Origin of the sequence: Paenibacillus graminis, from assembly GCF_000758705.1 — a bacterium.
In the GTDB taxonomy this organism is placed as follows: Bacteria; Bacillota; Bacilli; order Paenibacillales; family Paenibacillaceae; genus Paenibacillus_AQ; species Paenibacillus_AQ graminis.
Genome location: NZ_CP009287.1, coordinates 1051531 through 1077697, shown reverse-complemented (window position 1 = coordinate 1077697; position 26167 = coordinate 1051531). Strand labels below are relative to the sequence as shown.

At 54.1% G+C, this 26167-nt stretch carries 11 protein-coding genes and 2 rRNA genes; 1 reads left to right on the top strand and 12 read right to left on the bottom strand.

What is annotated here, in order from left to right; all coding sequences use genetic code 11:
- Positions 1-33: 33 nt before the first annotated feature.
- Positions 34-2960: ribosomal RNA gene (locus PGRAT_RS04550) — 23S ribosomal RNA — on the bottom strand.
- Between the two features lie 325 nt (positions 2961-3285).
- Positions 3286-4844: ribosomal RNA gene (locus PGRAT_RS04545) — 16S ribosomal RNA — on the bottom strand.
- The 16S and 23S rRNA genes sit together here, the layout of an rRNA operon.
- 537 nt (positions 4845-5381) lie before the next feature.
- Here PGRAT_RS04545 and PGRAT_RS04540 point away from each other — a divergent pair.
- Positions 5382-5669, top strand: coding sequence for a hypothetical protein (locus PGRAT_RS04540; RefSeq protein WP_025706685.1), 288 nt, complete (start codon positions 5382-5384; stop codon positions 5667-5669).
- 133 nt (positions 5670-5802) lie between these two features.
- Here PGRAT_RS04540 and PGRAT_RS04535 read toward each other — a convergent pair whose 3' ends face one another.
- From PGRAT_RS04535 to PGRAT_RS04490, 10 genes are all read right to left on the bottom strand, one after another.
- Entirely contained in the window at positions 5803-8556 is a 2754-nt protein-coding gene (locus PGRAT_RS04535) for an alpha-mannosidase (protein WP_025706684.1), read from the bottom strand.
- 28 nt (positions 8557-8584) lie between these two features.
- Positions 8585-11758 carry an alpha-amylase family protein gene (locus tag PGRAT_RS04530; protein ID WP_081954729.1) on the bottom strand — a complete coding sequence of 1058 codons (3174 nt, stop codon included), beginning with the start codon at positions 11756-11758 and terminating at the stop codon, positions 8585-8587.
- Positions 11755-13074, bottom strand: a complete 1320-nt coding sequence (locus PGRAT_RS04525; RefSeq protein ID WP_025708937.1) for a glycoside hydrolase family 125 protein — start codon at positions 13072-13074, stop codon at positions 11755-11757. Before PGRAT_RS04525 ends, PGRAT_RS04530 begins: the two co-directional genes overlap by 4 nt.
- A 360-nt stretch (positions 13075-13434) precedes the next feature.
- A complete protein-coding gene (locus PGRAT_RS04520; RefSeq protein WP_042266104.1) occupies positions 13435-16770 on the bottom strand; it encodes an alpha-mannosidase in 3336 nt (1111 codons plus the stop codon).
- Positions 16757-19144 (bottom strand): glycoside hydrolase family 3 N-terminal domain-containing protein, encoded by a 2388-nt coding sequence (locus PGRAT_RS04515; RefSeq protein WP_042266103.1) that lies wholly within the window; start codon positions 19142-19144, stop codon positions 16757-16759. The genes PGRAT_RS04520 and PGRAT_RS04515 overlap by 14 nt, the downstream gene beginning before the upstream one ends.
- A 27-nt stretch (positions 19145-19171) precedes the next feature.
- The gene (locus PGRAT_RS04510) at positions 19172-20089 is read right to left on the bottom strand and encodes a carbohydrate ABC transporter permease (RefSeq protein ID WP_025705053.1); all 918 of its coding nucleotides are present in this window, start codon (positions 20087-20089) and stop codon (positions 19172-19174) included.
- Between the two features lie 23 nt (positions 20090-20112).
- Complete coding sequence (locus tag PGRAT_RS04505; protein ID WP_036704418.1) at positions 20113-21045, bottom strand: ABC transporter permease; 933 nt, start codon at positions 21043-21045, stop codon at positions 20113-20115.
- An 84-nt stretch (positions 21046-21129) separates the two neighbouring features.
- A complete protein-coding gene (locus PGRAT_RS04500) occupies positions 21130-22626 on the bottom strand; it encodes an ABC transporter substrate-binding protein (RefSeq protein ID WP_025705051.1) in 1497 nt (498 codons plus the stop codon).
- 177 nt (positions 22627-22803) lie between these two features.
- The gene (locus PGRAT_RS04495; RefSeq protein ID WP_042266101.1) at positions 22804-24330 is read right to left on the bottom strand and encodes a response regulator transcription factor; all 1527 of its coding nucleotides are present in this window, start codon (positions 24328-24330) and stop codon (positions 22804-22806) included.
- The gene (locus PGRAT_RS04490; RefSeq protein ID WP_036704398.1) at positions 24323-26149 is read right to left on the bottom strand and encodes a sensor histidine kinase; all 1827 of its coding nucleotides are present in this window, start codon (positions 26147-26149) and stop codon (positions 24323-24325) included. The genes PGRAT_RS04495 and PGRAT_RS04490 overlap by 8 nt, the downstream gene beginning before the upstream one ends.
- Positions 26150-26167: the final 18 nt, after the last annotated feature.

Genomic DNA, 26167 nt, shown 5'->3' with positions numbered 1-26167 from the left:
ACTGAATCCGAAACGAATCTGCGTTTTACTTTTTTGGATAAGCCCTCGACCGATTAGTATTGGTCAGCTCCATGCATTGCTGCACTTCCACCTCCAACCTATCTACCTCGTCGTCTTCAAGGGGTCTTACTAATTGGGAAATCTCATCTTGAGGGGGGCTTCACGCTTAGATGCTTTCAGCGCTTATCCCGTCCGTACGTAGCTACCCAGCCATGCTCCTGGCGGAACAACTGGTGCACCAGCGGTACGTCCATCCCGGTCCTCTCGTACTAAGGACAGCTCCTCTCAAATTTCCTGCGCCCACGACAGATAGGGACCGAACTGTCTCACGACGTTCTGAACCCAGCTCGCGTACCGCTTTAATGGGCGAACAGCCCAACCCTTGGGACCTACTTCAGCCCCAGGATGCGATGAGCCGACATCGAGGTGCCAAACCTCCCCGTCGATGTGGACTCTTGGGGGAGATAAGCCTGTTATCCCCAGGGTAGCTTTTATCCGTTGAGCGATGGCCCTTCCATGCGGTACCACCGGATCACTAAGTCCGACTTTCGTCCCTGCTCGACTTGTAGGTCTCGCAGTCAAGCTCCCTTCTGCCTTTGCACTCTTCGAATGATTTCCAACCATTCTGAGGGAACCTTTGAACGCCTCCGTTACTCTTTAGGAGGCGACCGCCCCAGTCAAACTGCCCGCCTGACACGGTCCCCGTACCCGTTTAGGGTACCAGGTTAGAACCTAGATACGATCAGGGTGGTATCCCAACGGCGCCTCCACCGAAGCTTGCGCTCCGGTTTCTACGGCTCCCACCTATCCTGTACAGATCGTACCCAAATTCAATATCAAGCTGCAGTAAAGCTCCATGGGGTCTTTCCGTCTTGTCGCGGGTAACCTGCATCTTCACAGGTATTAAAATTTCACCGGATCTCTCGTTGAGACAGCGCCCAAGTCGTTACGCCATTCGTGCGGGTCAGAATTTACCTGACAAGGAATTTCGCTACCTTAGGACCGTTATAGTTACGGCCGCCGTTTACTGGGGCTTCGGTTCACAGCTTCGGGTTGCCCCTAACCGCTCCCCTTAACCTTCCAGCACCGGGCAGGCGTCAGCCCGTATACTTCGCCTTGCGGCTTCGCACAGACCTGTGTTTTTGCTAAACAGTCGCTTGGGCCTTTTCACTGCGGCCCCCTCGGGCTATTCACCCTACCGAGGCACCCCTTCTCCCGAAGTTACGGGGTCATTTTGCCGAGTTCCTTAACGAGAGTTCTTCCGCGCGCCTTAGAATTCTCTTCTCGCCTACCTGTGTCGGTTTGCGGTACGGGCACCTTCTCCTGGCTAGAGGCTTTTCTTGGCAGTGTGAGATCATGACCTTCGCTACTGTAATTTTCGCTCCCCATCACAGCCCAGCCTTATGATGTGCGGATTTGCCTGCACACCAGCCTCACTGCTTAGACGGACATCCATCAGTCCGCGTCACTACCCTCCTGCGTCACCCCATCGCTCATAGCGGATTACGGTGGTACAGTAATTTCAAACTGTTGTCCTTCGACTACGCCTGTCGGCCTCGCCTTAGGTCCCGACTTACCCTGAGCGGACGAGCCTTCCTCAGGAAACCTTGGGCTTTCGGCGGATCAGATTCTCACTGATCTTTTCGTTACTCATACCGGCATTCTCACTTGTGTATTCTCCAGCGCTCCTTACGGTACACCTTCAACGTATACACAACGCTCCCCTACCCCAGATACATACGTATCTAGCCATAGCTTCGGTGGTGTGTTTAGCCCCGTTACATTTTCGGCGCAGAGTCACTCGACCAGTGAGCTATTACGCACTCTTTCAATGGTGGCTGCTTCTAAGCCAACATCCTGGTTGTCTGTGCAACTCCACATCCTTTCCCACTTAACACACACTTGGGGACCTTAGCTGATGGTCTGGGCTGTTTCCCTTTTGACAATGGATCTTAGCACTCACTGTCTGACTCCCGGCAAGAAGTCCATGGCATTCGGAGTTTGACTGAGCTTGGTAACCCTTGCGGGCCCCGCACCCAATCAGTGCTCTACCTCCACGACTCCATTCACCGAGGCTAGCCCTAAAGCTATTTCGGGGAGAACCAGCTATCTCCGAGTTCGATTGGAATTTCTCCGCTACCCCCACCTCATCCCCGCATTTTTCAACATACGTGGGTTCGGGCCTCCAGTGCGTGTTACCGCACCTTCACCCTGGACAGGGGTAGATCACACGGTTTCGGGTCTACGTCCACATACTTAGTCGCCCTATTCAGACTCGCTTTCGCTGCGGCTCCGGCTTCTCACCTTAACCTTGCATGTTAAACGTAACTCGCCGGTTCATTCTACAAAAGGCACGCCATCACCCCTAAATTGGGCTCTGACTTTTTGTAAGCACACGGTTTCAGGTTCTATTTCACTCCCCTTCCGGGGTGCTTTTCACCTTTCCCTCACGGTACTGTTTCACTATCGGTCGCCAGGTAGTATTTAGCCTTAGCAGATGGTCCTGCCGGATTCATACGGGGTTTCACGTGCCCCGCACTACTCGGGATCCGTCTCGGAGGGAACACAGTTTAGGTTACAGGGCTTTTACCTCTATCGCGGGCCTTTCCAGACCTCTTCACCTACCATATTCCTTTGTAACTCCATGTGAGACGTCCCACAACCCCAGGAGGCAAGCCCCCTGGTTTAGGCTGTTCCGCGTTCGCTCGCCGCTACTGACGGAATCACTATTGTTTTCTCTTCCTCAGGGTACTTAGATGTTTCAGTTCCCCTGGTCTGCCTCTGCATACCCTATGTATTCAGGTATGAGTAACTGCGAATTACCACAGCTGGGTTTCCCCATTCGGACACCCCCGGATCAAAGCTTGCTTACAGCTCCCCGAGGCAGTTTCGTTGTTCGCCACGTCCTTCGTCGGCTCCTGGCGCCTAGGCATCCTCCGTGTGCTCTTATTAGCTTAACCATGCGTTTTCCCGTAGGGAAAATCGCTGTATCAACTAATAACTATTTCAACTTGCTTACACAAGTTTCAGCTAAAAGATGTTCTAAAACGCATTTTCGTTTCGGTATCCAGTTTTCAAGGATCAAGGTGTTCCGGATTAACTCCGGAAGAAGATCATATCATGTTTCAGAGCGGCTTGGCTACAAGCAAGTTCTGGAAACAAATATGCCTCTGAGAGCTTGGACTCTCAAAACTGAGCAACGAGTGAGTGTTCGAACCCAAGGGTTCTAATGGAAGTCAAGCTTCCGATTTGAATGTTTCCGTTGCAGGAAACGATTCTCCATAGAAAGGAGGTGATCCAGCCGCACCTTCCGATACGGCTACCTTGTTACGACTTCACCCCAATCATCTACCCCACCTTCGGCGGCTGGCCCCCTTGCGGGTTACCCCACCGACTTCGGGTGTTGTAAACTCTCGTGGTGTGACGGGCGGTGTGTACAAGACCCGGGAACGTATTCACCGCGGCATGCTGATCCGCGATTACTAGCAATTCCGACTTCATGCAGGCGAGTTGCAGCCTGCAATCCGAACTGAGACCGGCTTTGCTGGGATTGGCTCCACCTCGCGGCTTCGCTTCCCGTTGTACCGGCCATTGTAGTACGTGTGTAGCCCAGGTCATAAGGGGCATGATGATTTGACGTCATCCCCACCTTCCTCCGGTTTGTCACCGGCAGTCACTCTAGAGTGCCCAGCCTTACCTGCTGGCAACTAAAGTCAAGGGTTGCGCTCGTTGCGGGACTTAACCCAACATCTCACGACACGAGCTGACGACAACCATGCACCACCTGTCTCAACTTTCCCCGAAGGGCACCTAATGCATCTCTGCTTCGTTAGTTGGATGTCAAGACCTGGTAAGGTTCTTCGCGTTGCTTCGAATTAAACCACATACTCCACTGCTTGTGCGGGTCCCCGTCAATTCCTTTGAGTTTCAGTCTTGCGACCGTACTCCCCAGGCGGAGTGCTTACTGTGTTAACTTCGGCACCAAGGGTATCGAAACCCCTAACACCTAGCACTCATCGTTTACGGCGTGGACTACCAGGGTATCTAATCCTGTTTGCTCCCCACGCTTTCGCGCCTCAGCGTCAGTTACAGCCCAGAAAGTCGCCTTCGCCACTGGTGTTCCTCCACATCTCTACGCATTTCACCGCTACACGTGGAATTCCACTTTCCTCTTCTGTACTCAAGCCACCCAGTTTCCAGTGCGACCCCAGGTTGAGCCCAAGGTTTAAACACCAGACTTAAATAGCCGCCTGCGCGCGCTTTACGCCCAATAATTCCGGACAACGCTTGCCCCCTACGTATTACCGCGGCTGCTGGCACGTAGTTAGCCGGGGCTTTCTTCTCAGGTACCGTCACTCCGGCAGCAGTTACTCTACCGGACGTTCTTCCCTGGCAACAGAGCTTTACGATCCGAAAACCTTCATCACTCACGCGGCGTTGCTCCGTCAGGCTTTCGCCCATTGCGGAAGATTCCCTACTGCTGCCTCCCGTAGGAGTCTGGGCCGTGTCTCAGTCCCAGTGTGGCCGTTCACCCTCTCAGGTCGGCTACGCATCGTCGCCTTGGTAGGCCGTTACCCCACCAACTAGCTAATGCGCCGCAGGCCCATCCTCTAGCAGCAGATTGCTCCGCCTTTCATCCCTAGCCCAGGTGGGTCAGGGAATTATCCGGTATTAGCTACCGTTTCCGGTAGTTATTCCAGTCTAGAGGGTAGGTTGCCTACGTGTTACTCACCCGTCCGCCGCTAACCTACTGGAGTGCAAGCACTCCAGTAAATCCGCTCGACTTGCATGTATTAGGCACGCCGCCAGCGTTCGTCCTGAGCCAGGATCAAACTCTCCAAATAGGTTTTTTCGAGCGGTTACTTCACCCGAATTACTCCGAGAAAATAACCATCCGAAAAAGATATTGAAAAGAGCGATTGCTCATTTTGAAACATCTGACGAGAATAAAATATTCTCTAATTTGGATCTCACTTGCGTGAAATCCCACTCACTCGTTGTTCAGTTTTCAAAGATCAAGCTCGTCGTCGGTGTCGATTATCTCGTCACCAGCAACTCTTATAATATATCATGTTCGGCCGATTAATGCAAGCTCTTTTTTAACTTCTTATCGAGCTCGGCGTTTAGCTTTCTTGGCCGGAATAAGAATATACCATGTATAGAGATTCATTGCAAGCATTATTTTGTTTTTTTTAAATTTACTCTAAGCACCTGCAGGTGCGTTGTTTTCGTTCTGCTACGAAACTCTTCCCGATCACTAGCGTCTAGACTGTATGGTGTCCAATCCCCGATTATTTATGCCTGCTTCCGAAAGAGGTAAGCACTTATGAAGATCCTTCACGACCTCTAGCTTCCCTTTCTATAAGGAGGTTAGAGTCACGATGAGCCTAAGTGCAAAAAAACATCCGGTATGGAACGATCAATGCTCCCCCGGTTCTGTCTGGGTTAAAAGACAGGCGAGCAAAGCCGTCCGACGTTACGCGCGCGAAACCACAAATGGCAAATGGTATAGAAAAGTCTACTCCCCTTGGAATATCCGCGATTACAGCTATTACAAAACGAAGCGGCTTGCTGTTCTCGAATGGGAAACCTCTGAGTGGCAGAGACACAGAAATCCCTCACTAGCTGAAGCTGTCAGGGACTGGTATAAGATGTACAAAGGGAAGTAAACCAAGCCAATTCAAATCACATAGTGAGCTTAGACTACTACAGACATCTGCGAACCATGGAAGTAAATTAGCAGGACGAACATTTAAAGATCCCCCGGCAGGGAAGCGCCGGGGGATCTTTATGAGTAGAAGGTCAAGCTTCTAAATGAACTCCGAATGTGGCAATCTCGCAAGGTCCAAGCTCCAGCAGATGCCAGGCCTCCCCCGAATCCGGTAATGGAGCTGTACTTTCTTCCAGGATGCCTGTGCGATACAGATGCTTATGAGACAGCTTCAGTTGTACATCCAGCTGTGTCTGCGAACTGCTCATGTTGTACCAGCGCATCAGAAGGTCTCCGGTGGTCTGGTTCATTTTCATGGAAGAGAATGCGGCTTCTGTGCCTTTCCAGCTCAGCGGAGAATACCCCGAAGCAATGGTACCGGTATGGATACCCGTCTGGAAGATGGTCCACGGAGCCTGAAACTGGTATGCCTGAGCATATGCGCCTGAAGTAATACCGTCTCCGGTGTGCGGAATCAGCATCAGTTGTACGGTATGCTCACCGAGGCATTGTGCCTCTGGTGTCGGGAACCAGCCCCAGTCCCCCAGTTCGCCTACGCTGCGAAGCAGGGTAACGGCAATTGTATTACGCCCATCACGCAGCACTTCATATTCATTCAGTCCGAGATTGGCTACAGTCAGGCCAGCCTCAGCACTGCTAACATCCACAAACGACTGCTGATGCTGGGTATTGCTTGGATTCTGCCATTCTGCCGCTGGCTCGTTGTCCCGTTTGACAATCTCAAACATGGAGTCGGCATGATGCACAGAAGTCTGAAGATCTGTAGGGAACAGCATACGTACACGGTGATCTTTCGCAACATTGTTGATTGTGGATTCAATATGCAGCCCTTTGCCTTCACGTTCCAGTGAAATCACTGTACGAAGCTGCAAAGTCACTGTCTCGCTGCTGCGCTGTGCCTTGCGCTCCGGATAATACACCAGTGCACGCTGTTCCTCGTTCAGTCCGGCATCTGCCGAAGCGGGAATCTCCCATTCATGTATAATCTCAATAGCCGCACGAAAAGGGGTATCTTCCAGGACAGAGACCGCTGCATCCAGTCCTTTGGTCGTCAAAGGAAGTTCACCATCAGGCTGTCTGTACATATATTCGTTGCCGATGTCCCCGGTATTCTCGTAAATGCCCAGATCATGGTATACTGCCCCGCTAAGCTTGTGATGCAGGCTGAAGGAGCCGTCTGCGGCAACTTCAATACGAATTGCCTTATTTTCCAGTACATGCCCACCGCTTAAGAGCGAAGGCTCAGCCAAAGCTGCTGCCGCTTGCTGTGTGGTCCAGGCATAAGCGCGAAGTCCAAGCGCCGGAACTTCAGCCGCTTCGAAGGTGAGCTTGACTCTGCGGCACATGAAAGGCTGGCGAAACTTGTCGTCCGGCAGATCGTAGCCGAATTCAAGGCCCAGATCCTCCACAGTGCAGGCCAGCACCTTGCCGCTGTCGTCCAGCAATACCCGGCCGGAGAGATCAAATTTCCGCATTCTGCGTGAGGTCTCTTCCAGGCCATAGCCCTCGCGCAGGTACAAGCGGGCAGCGTCGAGCTCAATGCTGACCGTGCCCGTGCGGTTCCAGCCTGTAGTATTCATTACCACAAAAGGAACAGCTTCCACAGCGCCCCCAAAAACAGAGGTATCTACAGCTCCGGCGATAAATCTGGCGCTGTCTTCTATGATGCTTTCTGCTACGTGACGGCTTTTATCAAAACGGGCCACCATCTCGCGGTGCACCTCGTCCACGCTGCAGCCGCAGATGCTGTCATGCGGATGGTTCTGCATCAGCGTCTTCCAGGCGTAGGTGAACAGATGATGCGGATACTCTTTGCCGGCAAGCCCTGCAATGGAGGCCAGCGGCTCGGCTACTTTTTCAAGCAGGGTCTGGCCCTTCTGGTTCATCTGCTTCAAATACACACGGGCCGAAGCCGTATTGACAAGTGTGCCCCAGCCATCGGTCCGCTGGCTGCGCAGCTCCCCGGTAACGGAGGACAGTTCCAGCGTGCCGGATTCGCCTCCCTTTTCCAGTTCCGCATTCAGGGCGTCCAGATAATCCGGGAAGTTCGAATGAACGAACTCCACCCCGGGATAGAGCGCCTGCGCGGTGGCTATCGCCTCCGGCAAATCGAGCTGCAGGGGTTGATGGTCACAGCCGTTCATGAACAGCAGCTCGCCTGTGGAAGCATATTTCTCGGCATCTGCAAGCTTCCGGTCCCAAAACTCCCGCGCAGCTGCTTCGTCCGCCGGAACTTCATTGCCGTTGGAATACCAGTTAGCGAAGAGAATGCCAAGTATACGTGAACCGTCCGGCCCTTCCCAGATCAGCTCGGAGAACGATGATTCGTAGCCGCCGTCCGATACGGTATTGTTGAAGCCAGTAGGCTTCACGCCTCTGCCGAAGAAGGCATTCTTAATGCCGGACTGGAGCATGAGCTGCGGCGTCTGGCCGACGAGACCGAAGGTATCGGGGAAGTAGCCTATTTTGGACGGTTCGCCGTATTTTAGAGCATCCTGATGGCCGATCTGCATATTGCGTACATTAGCCTCGCCGCTCGTAAGAAATGCATCCTGCAGGATATACCACGGGCCAATCAGAATCCGCCCAGCCCGGATGTGCTGCTCCAGACGTTCCTTGTTCTCGGGGCGTACCTGCAGATAATCCTCCAGAATAATGGTCTGGCCATCCAGATAAAAGCTGCGGAAGGCTGTACTGCTGTCTAATTTATCGAGTAATGCATCCACCAGCTGCACCAGACGGACATGATGCTTCTCGTAAGGCAGATACCATTCCCGGTCCCAGTGGGTGTGGGAAACGATATGTGCGGTCTTTTTCCTAGTCATGAACCCCATCTCTCCCCTTAGTTCTTGCTCAGTGTATTGTAATTGCAGTTTCTTCCGCTCTGTACACAGAAACCAGCTGCCCCTGCTTATCTGCCGCAAACAGTACGGAGCGTTCTTGGCCAAGCCGGAAGCTGTAGCTTACACCTGTCTGCGGGTCTTTGACTTCTATGTCAGCGTCCCAAGCGTATTCGGATACGAAAATGTAAAGCGCTCCTTCGGCAAAATCCAGTTTGCGTCCGTAGACGCCCGGCAAATCGCCCCCGCTGATCCATTCCATTCCGGCAGAAACGCCTGAGCATTCTGCCGCATAGCGGTAAAGTTCGGCGATGGGTTCGTCGCGTTCATTCAATTCCAGCGGAAGCGGGCACCAGATAAGGCGTCCCTTCCCCAGCGGAAGGTCGGTTACGGTATCTCCAGGCTCTGCCGGGTGAGCGGCTACGGCGGTATCCCGCACCTGTACTTCTTTTACCAGTTCAGCAATCCGGCGCTGCCCGTAGGAAACGGCAAAGGTTCTACCGCCAAGCTCCATACGTTCCTCGCGCCGCACATTGCTCAGTTCACGCGTGCCGAGAAGCTCCACGAGACGTTCAGAAGGCTGCCAGTAGGCATTGAGGCCCATCGTACCGGTCACCAGAAGCACTGAGCCAGTCCGTTCCACGAATGCAATCAGCCTCTCCATTGCGCTGTCATCCAGATTATGAGCACTCGGCAGCAGAATCAGCTTCGGCGGCTGGGCCTCCAGCGCTTCCAGGCCATATTCCGAAACTCCACGGAACGGCAGGCGCAGCTGGTAGGACAGAATGCGTGTCAGCCGGGTAGTGGCGTCATAGGCGAGCTTGCGGTTGGAGAAATCGTTGGAATACGGGAAAATCACAGCGATATCCTCAAGCTTCCGGCCCGCAAACAAGCCCCCGGCCTCCGCCATGAAACGTCCGAAATCATACGAGACATCCGCCTCAGGCTTCTCAGTTCCATCCGCGCGCAGTGCACCGATCTGCGATTCATTGGCATTATCCATATAAAAGTTGGTGTTCCAGATCCACTGAACCGCTCCCGCTCCGCCCGCAGCAAAGGCATACGCATACTTGCGTTCCAGGATGGAACGCAGTTCTTCCTCGGTTCTTTTGGCGCGCCCGTCGGGGGTTTCGACATACATAATTCCGGTTTCCTGCACCAGGTTCGGTTTGTTCTCTGTTTTGGCAAAGATCCCGCTCCACAGCAGATTGTCGTTCAGCCACCAGCTATGGACAGTTGTGTAATCTACGGCCTGTTCGTAAAAGAACGGCGATGGTCTCTGCGCGCCCAGCGCTTCGTCCTGGCCTACGGTCACCAGCTGCGCGGGATTCAGCTCCTTGATGGTTCCATATAATTCCTTGGCCCAAACGTTATGCATGTCCATGGAGAACAGGCAGTAATCGAGCCAGCGGGTTCCGCGTTTGCCGGAATGAATATCCTGGATGCTGAAGTTGATCTCCGCTTGTTCCGGGGGACGTACCGACACGAAATCGGGCAGCTCCAGCGGTGTCATATTCCAGCGCTCCTGAAGAACAGCGATGCTGCCATGGCGCTGCTCCAGCCAGGCAGAGAAGGCCTGCTGTTCATAGCTGTCGCCCGCAGTGCTCGGCCCATCCGAGAAGATACGCGGCGGATCGAACATCGACGGCTCATTAATTAAGTCCCAATCCACATGCGTGGTGTGGACATGCCGGGCAACAATGGAGCGGATAAACCGCTTTTGGGCCTCTACACTGCGCGGGTCGAGATAAGGATTGCGCCCCTCCCAAGTCTCCGGTGTGAAGGAGAAGAAGGTAAAGGTCACTTGAAGGTCATGCTTTTTGGCGGTCTGCAGAAAAGCATCGATGGCCCGCATCACCTCTTCGGAGGCATGGCCGTCGACCTGCATGATATTGCGGTACGCGGTCCAGATGCCGGTACGTATCCAGTTTATCCCGGCTTTCTTCATCTGCGCCATATCGCGGTCCCACACGGCTGCGTTCGGCAGGAACAGAAACTTCCGTGCCACATCCGAGGTCATATAAGTCATGCCTACGACCGGCAGCGGACGTCCATTCTTCTGGAAATAGTCTCTTCCAGCTATGATTGGCTCGCCTTGCGCAAGCAGTGCGGCATCATAGCCCCAGAAGCCCTGGCGCAGCACACGCTGCTCGCCGTCCTCCGCCTCGGCGTGGCAGATCAGGTGATACAGGCCCGGCGCAAGCTCGACGGGGATGGGCAGACGAAGAAAGTTCATTTCGCTGCCGGCCAGGATCTCACAGCTGTGCTCGAAACAAGGGGACGCCGATCCGTCCTTCTGCAAGGTAAACTGAAGCTGCCAGGTTTCTTGGCTTGTCCCGGTGCGGATACGGCTCAACTGCTGGCTTTGCAGGCTAATTACAGGCCGTTCGCCCTGCTCATAGGAGGCGTAATTGGGCTTCAGCCACAGCTCGGTGACACCCTTGGCGGCAAAGGCCGCGCAGGCCGCAAGCAGCTTTAGCCCTTCGTCACCGCAGTACTCAGGCGCAAGCATCTGGCCGATGAAGATCCAGCGCGCTCCGGCAAAGGGGCCGCCGACATGCTCCCACAGCACAGCGGGAGCAGACACCTCACGGCCTTCCGCCGAGATGCCCTTCAGCAGCGGATAGATCCGGGTATCCATAGGGCCGCTTGCGCCCATTTGTTCCGGCAGATCGCTGCTTTTGGTCACATGCGGCACCAGATTCCAGGTGTCCGCGGGTTTAAGCAGACCCTCGCGGCCTGCGAACAGAGGGATGTCTGCCAGGGCGGCGTGAGACCGAACACGCCCGCCGTCCACCCGCAGCGCTTCATGAATATGAAGCTGCCGGTGGTAGGCAGTCTGCTCGGCTTCGGCCTGCCAGACGCCATCCCGCGCACGCACCGGATATTTGAACGGTGCGCCGCCGATGCTCAACAGCCCGCCGCCGCGCTGAAGGTAGGCCAGAATGGAGCCCCAGGCCTCCTTCGGGAAATAAGGGGCGTGCAGATTGATGAAACATGCGCCAGGCCCGGCTGCATCCAGCGCCGCTGCCAGCTGCCCTGCATCGGCAGTACGGACAGCATGGACACCATGGGCGGCATGCTGTAATCCGCCAAGACGCTCCGCCTGTTCCTGTATCCGTTCTGCCGAGGCGGTATAGCCGGGGAACAGCGGGTCGCTGAACAGAACGACAATGCCCGCACTCACAGCTGTCCATCCTTCATCATCCGGTACACCAGCTGGGAGAACAGGCTGTTCGACCAGGCGAACCAGCTGCGGGTGAACACGGAGGGGTCGTCCGCATGGAAACCTTCATGCATAAAGCCGGTATCCGCGTCAGTGCTTTCCAGCAGAGCGACCAGCTCCAGCTTTTCCTCCACAGATTGTGCAGTAATTCCCTGCATGGACAGGGCCATATGCCAGATATAATTCTGCGGCGTATGGGGGCTGCCGATCCCTTTTGCGGCGGTTCCTTCATAATAGAAAGGATTCTCTTTGCTGAGTGCAAACCGTCTGGTGTTCTGATAAACCGGATCATCCGCCGTGGTATAGCCCAGATACGGAATGGAGATCAGCCCGGGGGTTCCGGCATCATCCATCAGGCAGTAGTTGCCGAAGCCGTCTGTTTCATAGGCATAAATCGGCCCAAACTCAGGGTGGCGGTAAATTCCGTACAGCTTGATGCCATAGTCCACCTCAAACTCCAGCTCTTTCAGTTCAGCCAGCAGATCCATGTCCCGGAATACCCACTCCGCAAATTCCTGCATCTGGCGCAGGGCTACAACAGCAAACATATTGCCGGGGATGTTGTAGTGGAAATCACAGGCATCATCACTGGAGCGGAAGCCGGACCAGATCATACCTGTATAGTTCACCGGCATGCCAAGTCCGCTGTTCCGCAGCGAGTCCTCAGGAATACCGTTGTTACGGGTGAAGCGGTAAGGCGATTGCTCGAAGTGGCGCTGCTCTCTCCGGAACAAATCAATAATTGCACGCAGGGCAGACTTGAACTCCGCATTGAAGAAATCGGTAACCCCCGTTTCCTTCCAATAGGTATAGGCCAGCCGCACAACGAAGCACAGCGAGTCAATTTCGAACTTCCGCTCCCAGACCCACGGGGACATCTCCGTGACATCGGTGGTGTTCCAGTGCCAGTCGTTGGCCGACTCATTAAAAGCATTGGCGTAAGGGTCAATGTGGATGTACTGGATATGACGTTTGATCAGACCGCCGATGATGCGCTGGAGGTCAGGGTCATTTTTGGCCAAGGGAACATAATGAATGACCTGCTCCACAGAATCGCGCAGCCAGGAGGCCGGGATATCTCCGGTGATGATAAAGGTCGTACCGTCATCAAGCAGCTTGGTGGTCGTCTCCAGCGTATTGGGAAAACAGTTCTTGAACAGCTGCAGCAGCTTCGGACGATGGGCCAGCTTCTCTTCAGCTTCAGCCAGCACCTCCTGTACGGCATGCGGCAGCGTAAGCTTTGGCATCGGGATTTTCGGTAGTCTGAATTGTTCCAAGTAAGGTACACTCCTTATGTTCATGGTAGATAGAATAGTCATGTGTAAGCTTTACAATCCGGGGAGCCGGACGGATCAGCGGAACGGTCTATGTGGACCCGGCTTAAAGTTTGGTTGCTGTTTTTGTTGCGGCTGATCCTTGAGCGAAGTGGAAAAACTCCCACTATTTACCGCCGTTGGCTCCTATATAAATGGATAGTGGGAAAAAGTAAACCTAATCAGCCCTCCTTGGCTAACTAACAACCAAATTCACCGATTTAGGTGGACAAAATCCCACTAATTGCGGGTGAGAAAGGGATTTTGAGTAAAATAGTTGGAGAAATTCCACTTAACCACTTATGGGCACGGCAAGGTATGCGTTTATCGGATATAAATGGTCTTGATCTCAAAAGGAGCAAAATGCAGCTCGAACTCCCCTTCGTGGTGGGCTACAGGCTCCAATTCCTCCTCTAGGGCATTGGATATATAAATTTCGCTAAAAGGCTGATTCCAGGCCAGCTTCACGCTTTCGCGCCCGCCGGAGGATTCATAGAGCCGCAGTACACTGCCGCGCCCATCCTCAGCAGGCTTAACGGTATCCAGCACAACATGCTGCCCGCCAAAGCCGATAAAAGCGCCGGTGGACGGCAGCTGTCCAGTCGTCTTCTCATCACCGGCGATGACCGGAACCTCATGGTTCAGCTCTGCCGCCTTGCGCAGCGTATGCGCACTGCGCCAATCCCCGGTGTGAGGATAGAGTGCATACGTGAAGTCATGGGCTCCCTGGTCCGCAACCCTATCCGGCCATTTCGGCGCACGCAGCAGGGACAGGCGGATGGTGCTGCCTTGAATATCGTAGCCGTATTTGCAATCATTCAGCAGGCTGACGCCGTAGCCATGTTCGGATACATCGGCAAAACGGTGCCCGCAGACCTCATATTGCGCCTGCTCCCAGCTGGTATTGCGGTGCGTTGGACGCTCCAGCGCCCCAAAAGGAATCTCATAGGTCGCTTTGTCTGCAACGACATCGACGGGGAAGCCGACCTTCAGCAGCTTGTGGGCTTCGTTCCAGTCCACATGCGTTTTGAAATCGATCCGCCGGTCATGGGCATACAAAATTAAATCCTGGGTAATCAACGATTGGCCCAGCTTCCAGCGGAATCTCAGCACATCCCGGACTTTGCCGGCATGAAGCACGTATTTCTCCACCAGCTCCGCCTCACCGGCGGGCTGGGCTTCATAACGGCTGTCAATGTCCCAGGCATCCCAGAGCGTCGGACGGTCATGGAAGAAGTGGAACCGGTTGGCGCGTCCGCCCGGCTGCACGATTTCACGGCCTGCCGATTTGTCGAACAGGCTGGTGATTTCGCCTCTTTCATTAAAGGCAAGGCGATAGTGCGGCGTTTCCCAGCCATTCTTCAGTTCCATTCTTTCCGTCAGGCTGCCGGTCGAGCTGCCCGTGGAGTCGCTAGTCAGGCTGCCGGTCGAGCCGTAAGTCGTGCCCGTCGAGTCGTCAGTCAGGCTGCCAGTCAAGTCGCCAGTCAGACTGCCGGTCGAGCTGCACGTTAAGCTGTCCGACAGGCTCTTGTCCTCTTGTCTAAGCCATACCGTTTTATAGCCAAAACCCGGAATTGACGGGACATGAATATAAGCGGTGATTGCACGAGTTGTTTGCTCTGTTGCTCGTTCTGGAGCTTGTTCTGTTACTCGTTCTGTTACTTGTTCTGTTGCGCGTTCTGTTGCTCGTTCTGCAGCTTCATCTGCAGCTGACAGACCGGCAGCTAGATCCATATGCAGTGAGCTTCCAGCCTCGTCATAAGCCGCCCAAGTCCGGCCTGCCGGCAAGTGAAGCGGAACTATGGCATCCCGCGCCCAGCCAAGGCTGTTGAACAGCACGTAAGGTGTGCCTTCGCCTGCTGTTGCCACCTGGGATGCCAAGGCTTCCAGCCCCGGCTGGAGCGACGATTCCCCAAGGGCGAAGGCCTCGCGGTATTCCTGCTCTGAGGTTTCATAGGCTTCGGTGATAGCCGAGCCGGGAATAATGTCGTGGAACTGGTTGAGCAGCACCAGCTTCCAGCCCTTGTGCAGCTGTCCGGCAATGCTGTCCCGCACCTCCGGCGCCATAGACGAAGCTGCCAGCGTCTGCCACAGCTCTGCCTCACGGTACAGGATCTCCGCCTTGCGGTTGTTCCGTTTGTTCCGGCTATGAGTAGTATAGGTGCCCCGGTGCAGCTCCAGGTACAGATCGCCGCGCCATTCCGGCAGCTGCGGCTGCCGCTTCCCTATGCCGGAGAAGAACCCGGCAGCATTGCTGAACGTACTGGCAGGCTGGCCGACCATCAGCTCTGCACGGCGGATGTATTCCAGCATTTCGCGGGTCACGCCCCCGCCGCCGTCACCATGACCATAGAGCAGCATTTGCTCGTTATGGTTTTTCTTTTCGCGGAAGGACTGCCAGTGATCGTGGACATCCTTCGGCAGGGTATTTTCGTTCACGCCATGATTGAGATATGACAGCATAGAGGTGCCGTCAATGCCGACCCAATGGAACAGATCGTAAGGGAACACATTGGTATCGTTCCAGCCGAGCTTCGTAGTCATGAAATACCGCACGCCGCCATGCCGCAATATCTGCGGAAGCGATGCGCAGTAGCCGAAGGTATCCGGCAGCCATTCAATGTCCGAGGTTTTGCCGAACTCCTCCAGGTAGAAACGCTGACCGTAGAGCATCTGGCGCATCAGCGACTCTCCGCTCGGAATGTTCAGGTCCGGCTCCACCCACATGCCGCCCACAAGCTCCCAGCGGCCTTCGCGGATTCTCTCTTTGACCTTGGTGAACAGAGACGGATCATTGTCCTTGAGATATTCGAACAGCTGCGGCTGGCTCTGGGCAAATTGATATTCCGGGTATTCCTCCATTAAAGCATTCACGGTTGAGAAGGTCCGGCTGGTCTTCCGCACGGTTTCCCGCGCGGGCCACAGCCAGGCGATATCGATATGCGACTGGCCGACCATATGGATGGTGCCCTCTGCATTTCCGCCAATCCCTGCAATCTCTGTGCGCAGCTTCGCTTCAAGGGCTGCGACAGCACTGCCTTCACGGACTGCGGTCTCATTCAAATTCAAAAATCCATCTATTATATTGTACAAAGCTTCAAGCATCCGGGTCCGGCGCATATCCGCTTCCGGCAGCAGAACAGCCGCATCACGGACGATTACGGCGCTGTACATCAAGCTTTGGATCGGTTCATTCACCAGTACAAGCACAGTACGGATCGCCCGGATCGGCGGCTGGATCACCGCCTGCTGGTTCAGCGGGTCCACCGGCTCAGGAATCGGATCGAACAATTCGATTTCCAGCTCCAGCGGTCTTCCGTCCGGGGATGCTTCAAGGGTTACAAAGGTATGGTTCCGGTCGAGCCCCTGGCGTGACTCTCCGTTCACCCGCAGCAGCCCCTCGCCTCCCGACTCAAAAATCAGGCCTGCACGCATCCCGGCCCATTCCGCAGGTATCGCAAGAGTACGCCGAAAAAAGTAAGTAGTTCCTTGAACGCTTGGAAACAGGGTGAAATCCCCGCCCTCGGTATACGGCCGCATTCCGTCATATTGCCCCGGCACGGTATACACTGAGGCTTGAATATCCCAACCCTCAAGCGTTTGCTGTTCCAGCCACTGTCGTTCAGACAACTCACGGATAAATCTTCTAATCCGTTCCATGTGTACCCTCCATGACATTTAAGTCTTGTTCCAGCACATCGTTAACATGGCTGCCCACCAGTATCTTAAAGGCTCCCGGTTCTACGACAGGCTGATAGTCCGGACCGATATATTGCAGCTGCTCCGCGCCGACTACAAATTCCACGATTTGCGACTCGCCGGGAGACAGGGTAATCTTGCGGAAACCTTTCAATTCCTTAGCAGGTCTTGAAACCTTGCTGGCAACATCTGAGATATACAGCTGAACCACTTCAGCTCCGGCAAATTCACCTGTATTCTTCACCCGCACAGTTACCTTTGCTGTTTCGTCCGCAGTGATTACTTGCGGCTCCACCTTGAGATCAGAGTAACTGAAGCTTGTATAGCTCAGTCCAAATCCGAACGGATAACGGGGCTGCGAATCTGCTTCAAGATATCTTTTGCCGCGCGAACGTTTGCCGTTGTAGTACACCGGAAGCTGGCCTGCATCCTTCGGCCAGGAAATCGTCAGCCGGCCCGAAGGATTCACGGCCCCGAACAGAATATCCGCCACCGCATGTCCGCCTTCCTGGCCCGGGTACCAGGCCTCCAGAATGGCATCGGCATGTTCTTCAATCCAAGGCTCGCTGACGGGACGGCCATTGATATAGACCACAACAAGCGGCTTGCCCAGCTTATGAATCTCTTGCGCAAGCTCCAGCTGCACACCCGAAAGGGCCAGCGAGATCCGGTCAATGCCTTCTCCGCAGTCCATATCGCTCCAGGCATGCTCTGTCACCTTCGAAGCGCCGGTCTTCAGATCAATCGTGCCTTCGCCGAAATCACGGGCGCTTGACCCGCCTAGCACCATCACTACAGTATCGGCCTGCTCTGCACAGGCGAGCGCTGCTTCGAAGCCCTCCCTGGAGTCGCCCCTGATCCGGCAGCCCGGTGCGTACAGCACCCGCTCCGCCCCCAGCCTGCTGCGGACGCCGTCCAGCACGGTAACGATGCTGGAGCGCTGCTGCGGCGAAGTATAATCGCCCAGCTGATTGTAAGGCGCATCCGCGTTCGGGCCGATCACGGCAACCTTGCCGGAGCTGCTGAAGCTGCTGCTGCTGCCTGCATCCCCTGCCTTGCCTGAGCTGCCGATGCTGCCAGCGTCCCCGTTGCCCCCGGAGCCGCCGGTCAGCGGCAGCGTGCCTCCATCATTCTTCAGCAGAATGATGCTCTCTGCGGCCAGCTTGCGGGCAAGCTCCCGGTGCTTGCCGCTGCCGATGAACTTCTCGGCCGCATCCGGATCGGCGTACGGCTGCTCAAACAGGCCAAGCCTGAACTTCAGCTCCAGCACCCGCTGCACGGCACGGTCCAGAATCCCAGGAGCCAGCTTGCCCGTCCGGACGGCATTCACCAGATGCTTGCCGAACATTTCCCCGGACATCTCCATATCGATGCCTGCGGAAATGGCCTGCACGGACGCATCCAGCCCATTCTCGGCCACGTCATGGCCTGCGGCCAACATCTCGATGGCGCCGCAATCGGTAATCACCAGGCCATTGAAACCCCAAGCCCTGCGGAGAATATCCTCCATGAGTGCAGTATTCGTCGTGCAGGGTACCCCGTCGATTTCGTGATAGGCGGGCATGATGGAAACTGCGCCCGCTTCAACCGCCTTCTTGAACGGCAGCAGATCGACTTCAAGCAGCTCGCGCCAGCCCATATGCACCGGCCCAGCATTGCGGCCGCCCTCGGAGCTGCCGTAGCCGGCGAAATGCTTCAGCGTGGCGCCTACACTTTCCTGGCTGCTCAGCGATTCTCCCTGAAGCCCCTCTACAGAGGCAACGGCCAGCTCGCTGATCAGATAAGCATCCTCGCCAAAGCACTCCTCGGTGCGGCCCCAGCGGGGATCACGCACTACATCAAGTACAGGCGAATAGGTTACCGTTCCGCCCTGGCTCCGCGTCTCCAGGGCTACGGCCCGGCACATTTCCCGGTACAGGTCCACATTCCAAGAGCTTCCGAGCGAGAGCGGAACCGGAAACACGGTAGCTCCAATTGCCATATGGCCGTGCGAGCATTCTTCTCCGATCAGGATTGGAATCCCCAGCCGGGAATTCTCAATCGCATAACGCTGAAGGGCGTTCACCGCCTCCGCACCCTGGCGCGGGGACAGCCCGCTGGCCAGCGTCACTCCGGTCCACGGGTCGGCGCGAAGCATTCCATATAACGAGCCGATGCCCGTCTCCGCCACCTGGCGTTTGAAATCTTCCGTGAGGGTAATCTCTCCATCTGTATGTTCATAGGCCTGCCAGCCGAAGGGCTGAACCAGCTGTGCAGCCTTCTCTTCCAAGGTCATCAGTCCCAGCAGTTGCTGCGCCCGTTCTGCGGACGGCCTGCTTGGATCTTTATAGGTCATTCTCTGCACTCCCTCTCTGCTCACGTCTTATTCCTTCACGGCTCCTACCGTAAGACCCTGTATGAAATAACGCTGGAAAAATGGATAAGCAAAAATAATCGGCCCGGTTGCCAGCACCACCATTGCCATCCGCGAAGTATCCTGCGGCATGGAGCGGAGCGCCTCCAGGCTGAGTGAGCTGTTGGTAGAGTTCTGCATAATAAACTGCATGCTGGTCTCGATCCGCATCAGCATGGACTGCAGCGGCACCAGATTCGGATCATCGATGTAGAGCAGCGCGTTGAACCAGTCGTTCCAGTAGCCCAGTGTACTGAACAGGGCAATCGTGGCCAGACCCGGCAAAGAGAGCGGCAGCACCAGTGTCAGGAAAATGCGGAATTCGCCCGCGCCGTCGATTTTACCGGATTCAATGAGGGCATCCGGAACGCTGGTGCTGTAGAAGGTCCGCAGGATCATAATGTAAAAAGCGTTGACCGCCAGCGGCATCACGAGTGCCCAGATCGTATCCTTCAGGCCCAGAAACTGGGTAACAATGATATAAGTCGGAACGAGCCCGCCATTGAACAGCATGGTGAAGAAAGCAAAGAACGCAAAAAAATTGCGGTATCTGAAGCTTTTACGCGAAATGGCATAGGCATAAAAAGAAATAAACAGCAGGCTGAGCAAGGTGCCGAGCAAGGTCACCAGGATGGTCACCCCATAGGAACGCAGCAGCATATCCCCGGACTCGAATACATACCGGTACGCTGACAGACTCCATTTGGCCGGAAACAGACTGTACCCGTCTCTCGCCAGGACCCCTTCATCCGTGAAGGAAATGATCACGACAAAGATAAAGGGAAATACACACAGGAATGCAAAAATACCGGCAAACAGATTAAACAGCACGTTCCAGGTTTTGGAGAGCTTATGGAAATCGCGTTGTTTTTTGACTAATGTGGACATCTGGTTCACTCCTTTCGCCCTGACTAGAATAAGGCGCTGTCCTTATTGAATTTACGCACGATATAGTTCGAGGTGATGACAAGCACAAAGCCGACCACGGATTGGTACAGGCCTGCCGCAGTACTCATGCCAATCTCGCCTGTTGATTTGAGGCCTTGGTAGACATAGGTATCGATAACGTTCGTAACACTGTAGAGCGTCCCGGAGTTGCGGGGCACCTGATAGAACAGGCCGAAGTCGGCATAAAAGATTTTCCCGATGGCCAGCAGGGTCATAATCGTAATAATCGGGCTGAGCAGCGGCAGCGTGATGTTCTTGATCTGCTGGAATTTGCCTGCACCGTCAATCATCGCCGCTTCATACAGCGATTTGTCGATCCCCATAATAGCCGCCAGATAGACCACGCTGTTATAGCCTAGCGCCTTCCACAGATATACCAGCACGAGAATCACCGGCCAGTATTTTTTCTCGGAATACCAGTTGACCGGTTCTGCCCCAAAGTAGCTCAGGATCTGGTTCAGCACACCGCTCTCGGAGCTGAGAAAGCTGAAGGCAAAGTAGCCGACAACCACCCAGGACAGAAAATACGGCAGGAACATACCGGTCTGGTAGACCTTGGCCAGCTTCTTGTTGGCAATCTCCGCAAGAACAACGGCCATCACCACTGACAGTACCAGCCCCAGCAGAATAAAGACCGCATTGTATAACAGCGTATTGCGGGTGATGATATAGGCGTCATTCGTGGTGAACAGAAACTTGAAGTTGTCCCAGCCTACCCATTTGCTGCCCCAAATGCTGGCCCAGAAGCCCTCCCGGCTGTAGCGGTATTCCTTAAAGGCAATAACCGTCCCCATCATCGGCAGATAGGAGAAAAAGAGGAACCACAGCGCGCCCGGCAGAACCATGAGCAGCATAACTTTATCTTTGATGATATTTCGGATGAATCCGCCAATCATTTTCACGGTGAGCCCTCCTAAACTGTAAAAGAAAAGACCGGGCAAAGGGCTTGGCACCCGCCCGGTCTTCCTTAAGGGAATGAATTATTTATTGTTCGCGGCTTTCCAGGCGTCGATTTGGGTTTGTGCTTCTGCGATGATTTTATCGAGTCCGGCAGCTTTGAATTTCTCAATCGCTTTGGGCAGGTATTCGTCAGGATCTACAGTTCCCGTCATCAGCGGAGCCCAGAATTCTTCCTTCACGTTCTGCACAGCGGCGATTTCACTCGTTACCTTGGAGGTATCAAAGTTGAAGCCGAGCAGCGGAGCATTGATGCCCGCTTCGTTGAATTTCTTGAACTGCTCCCATTTGTCCGCAGGGTCGCCTTCGTTCAAGTAAGTGATCATGACATTGCCCAGGGAGAAGGTCGGCATGTCATAATTTTTGGCTTCCGGCAGGAACTTCACAGTGTTGTCGTTGACTTTCTCATAGTGCACGCCTTCAATACCGGAATCGACCATGTTGCGCAGGACCGGATCGGTGTTCAGCAGGTTCAGGAATTCCATGGCTTTCTCCGGATGCTCGGAGTTGGCGGAAATGGCCTGCATCGATCCCATAACGGACCAGTTGTATATATAGGATTTGCCTGCTGGCGTGGAGACTACAGGGTAGCCGTAGCTCGCTGACCAGAGATTGTCAGCCATTGGCTGTGTAGAGGCACGGTCCATGAACCATTTGCCCGATTTGTAAAGGTCATCTACGGAGGTAGTCGTCGCTACTTCTGATGACAGGTAACCTGCCTTGTAATATTTGTGTACGGTTTCAAGATTCGCTTTCAGCTCTGGAGTTTCCAGAATGTTGACGATTTTATAGTCCTTGGTGTCCAGATAGACGGCCATCGGCATTTTTTCAATAATATAGTCAAACGGCATCACCGGCATAAAATCCTTCACCATTGCATATGGCGTAATACCCGGTTCGTTTTCTTTGATGGTTTTGAGCATAGGCTCAATGCTTTCCATTGTGGTTGCGCTGCTGATGTCAAGCTTGTACTTGTCCACAAGCTCTTTGTTGAAGCGCCATACTTCCTGGGCAGGGAGTTCTTTGTTGGCAGGAATGGCGTAATTGTGGCCGTCTATCTTCGAGCCTTCCAGGAAGGCAGGGTCAATGGCATCCTTGATGCCTTTGCCGTACTGGTCGATCAGGCTGTCCATTTCCAGGAAGGCGCCTTTGCGGGCATTTTGCACATAATCCAGGGCCCAGGAGCTCGTAAACATGATATCCATAGGTTCGCCGGAGGCTACCTTAACCTGCATTTTTTGCGAGTAATCGCCGAAATCGATCATGTTGATTTTCAGGGTTGCATTGATTTTCTCTTTGGTATATTTGTTAATTTCGGCCACGACTGTATCCAGGTCCTTCTGCGGTGCACCGATGGTGTACCAAATCAGCTCTACTGGTTTCTCCGACTTCTCCCCCGAGCCCGAAGCAGAATCCTTGGTCCCGGCATTGTTGTTCGAGCCGCCGCATGCACTGAGCAGCACCGAGAATGCCATCATGGATGTTACTAACAGAGACAACCGTTTGCTTTTCTTGCTCATTCTTTATAACCTCCCCTTTTGTTCACCTCGAAACTGCAGGATCTCCGAAGCCCTTGCTGGCCTCTGTCCTTTCAAGGATTATCTTAACTTTAGTTGATGTAAGCATTTTCAGACAGAAGCTAAACTAAATAAAATCATGTAGAAAATAAAGAAAAGAACTTGCCCGGCAGACAGCCGCTACACAAGTCCTTTATATTCGGTGGGGGAAATCCCCACGTATTTTTTGAATTGCTTATAGAAATATCCGGTCTCCCAGTAGCCGACATTCCTGGCGATTTCGTGGACCTTCGAGGAGGTTCCCCGCAGCTGCTCCTTGGCCCTCTCAATCCGGTAGCGGTTGATGTATTCTGTGAAAGTATCGCCCACCTCTTTGCTGAACAGCTGCCCCAGGTATACCGGGTGAATATTGAACTGTGCCCCGAGCGTCTTCAGCGAAATATCCTCAGCGTAGGATTCATGGATGAAATTCAGCACCTGCTGCACAACCGGACTTTTCACGTCGCGGATCAGCAGATCGACTGTAAGCGAGGCCGCTTCCTTCAGGATATGAATCCACTCATGAATCGAGGTCGTCTCGCGGAGTCTGCGGAAGCCCTCCTGGTACAGCTCCGGCTCTTCACAGTGCCTGATTTCCTTCAATTGCATCTTAAAGCGGATCATCCATTCCATGGAGAAATCCTGCAGGACCTCCGGGGTGACCCCTTCCATATGCCGGAGCTGCTCGAACCGCTCGTCAATCCGCTGCAGAAGCCCTTCCTTATCCTTGGCCAGAATCAGCTTCTGCACCTGCTCCCAGTTCAGTGTGACCTCCCGCCCGGCAGCTTCACTGCGGCTCTCAATCTCCTCATAACGGATCACGGTCCGCTCCGGGAAGAGCATGAAATACTCCTGGGCTTTCTTCGCCTGGGCATAACTCTGTGCCGCTCCCCCTTCTGTCTCCACAACAGAACCCAGCGAGAAGCACAGCGGCTGAAAGGACGACAGCTGCTTAGCCAGCCGCTCGTGGCAGCGTTCGACCTCCTCCTTCCCGCGCTGGTATTCACTTAAGCCATGCAGCAGCACAGTATCCCCTTCCATATCCTGAAAAAGAATGATGGATCTGCTGTCTACAAGCGCATCCGAAACCGCCTTCAAAAACTCCCCGCTGCCAGCCCCCTTCCCCGGCCGCAGCAGTACCGCCAGCAGCAGCGGCTTGTCCAGCTGTATGCCGAGCAGTTCCGAGCGCTCCCGGAATTCATTCGCCCCAATCTGTTCGCGGAGCCAGCGGTGCATAATGTTGTCTCTTAATATAGAAATACTCTGTGCATTCAGCTCATCTTCGACTCTGCTCATATGAAGCTTCTCCACGGTATTGTTCAGCGTAGCCCTGAACTCCTCCAGATTGATCGGCTTGAGCAGATAATTTTCGATGCCGAGTGTCATGCCTTCCTTAAGATAGCCAAATTCATCATACCCGCTGAGGATAATCACCTTCATTCCCGGCTGCAGCTTGCGGACAGCACGGATCAGATCCAGCCCGTTCATCAGCGGCATGGAAATGTCGGTAATCAGAATATCCGCACGGAGCGAGGACAGCGCTTCCAGTGCTTCCTGACCATTCTCCGCCCTGCCGACAATCTCCATCCCCATTCCGGCCCAATCGACAATATCATACAGACCCTCAATGATAAAAGGCTCATCGTCCACAATGAATACCTTATACATAGGTTGGCTCCTCCTCACCCAGATCAGGGAAACTTACAGTCACAGTCGTACCCTTGCCTTCTTCACTATCGACCGCTAAACCATGCGGTTCCCCATACAGCAGCTTCATCCGCTCATTAATGCTCCGCAGGCCAAAAGACTGCGATGAGCTGTCCTTATCCAGCAGATCGTGCTGAATCTGCTCCAGCCGCTCCTGCTTGATGCCGCGGCCATTATCGGTAACCACGGCCCGCAGAATCACATTTTCCTTAGCCAGAAGAATCGAGATATGGTTATCGCTGCGGTCTGTCCGCATACCATGAAGAATATAATTCTCCACGATGGGCTGCAGCGACATTTTTAGTACAACCCGTCCTTCCAGCTCCTTGGGGCAGTGCAGCTCATAAGAAAACTTGTCCTTATACCGGATGCGGAACAGCTCCAGATACAGCCGGCAGGCTTCCAGCTCGTCTTTCATGGTGTGCTTCGCCTTGGGATGGACATAGCTTTTGAATAAAACGGATAAGCTGTAGATCATCTCTCCGACATCCGCCGCCCCCTGTGAAATAGCGCGCATGCGGATGACTTCCAGCGTATTGTAGAGAAAATGCGGATTGACCCTGGCTTCAAGCGCCGAAATCTCACTGTGCTTCTGTTTGATCTCCGCCTTAAACACCCTGTCGATGTACAGGTTCAGCTCGTCCAGCATATCGTTGAAGCTTTTGGAGATCTGGCCCAGCTCATCCTCCTTCACATCGGCGATACGGGCATCGAGATCCCCGTTCTTCACCTTGCGGGTAAAGCGGATAATATTATGCGCCCGGGTGGCAAAATTGCTGATGAACAGCGACGGGGTGATCACTGCGAACAGAATGCAGATCAGGCAAATGGTAACAATCATGTTGCGCAGACCTCTGTAAGTTGCGGCGAGCTCCCGCTCCGGCACCGCACTGAGCACGGTAAAACCGCCTTGGGTATGCGTCAGCTTCGTAATCAGCATGCCGTTCACCTTCTCACCATCCGCATAGATGGCTTGGATCTGTTCAGGATATGGATATTTCTTGCCATAAAAGGTCCCTGAGCTGTCAAACAATACATCATTGTCCGCCGACAGCACGATAATATCGCCTTTGAAATCATCCTTGTAATCCCCTATGCTCTCCCAGATATGATCTGCGTCGTAGAAGACCAGCAGTTGGCCGATATTACGCAATGACTGCTTATCATTGATAGGCACACGGACGGAAAACATGGGGGAATCTGCGAGGGATATGGTTTTGCGGACCCAGATATTCGGCAGCGTCACACTGCTGGCTTCCTCCAGGTACAAAGCATCCGGCACCAGGGAATGCGCCGCGTTGGTGGAGATAATATTGAAATTCTCCCGGTCATTGAATACGTACAGCTGCTGTTTGGCAGAGCTGTAGAGCAGCAGCCTGCGGATATCGGGATCATCCTCCATCTGGTTGCGGAAAAACTGTACGCTGTCCGTGGTGGCGCTGCTCTCATGGAGATACCGGTCGAGCCGGTAGGTGACATAATCCTGATAGGGATGCTCCAGCAGGTAGGATGTATTAGCCGTGAGTTCGCTGTCCCGGTACACATCGCGCATCATCGTCTGCACAGCATCGTATTTACGCTGCATATAGTCATTCACGCTCTCCACAGTCCGTTTCTGGATTTCCAGCTGTCTTTGTACAACGGATTGCGACATCAGCAGGAACATCAGATAGGAGAACGTAATTGTAGTAACCACAGCTATAATGGAGAAAGTCAGGATGATCTTCATAAACAGATTGTTCTTAAAATGTTTCTTGTACCATTTCCCCGGGAACAGCATGATGTCCCTAACCTCCTA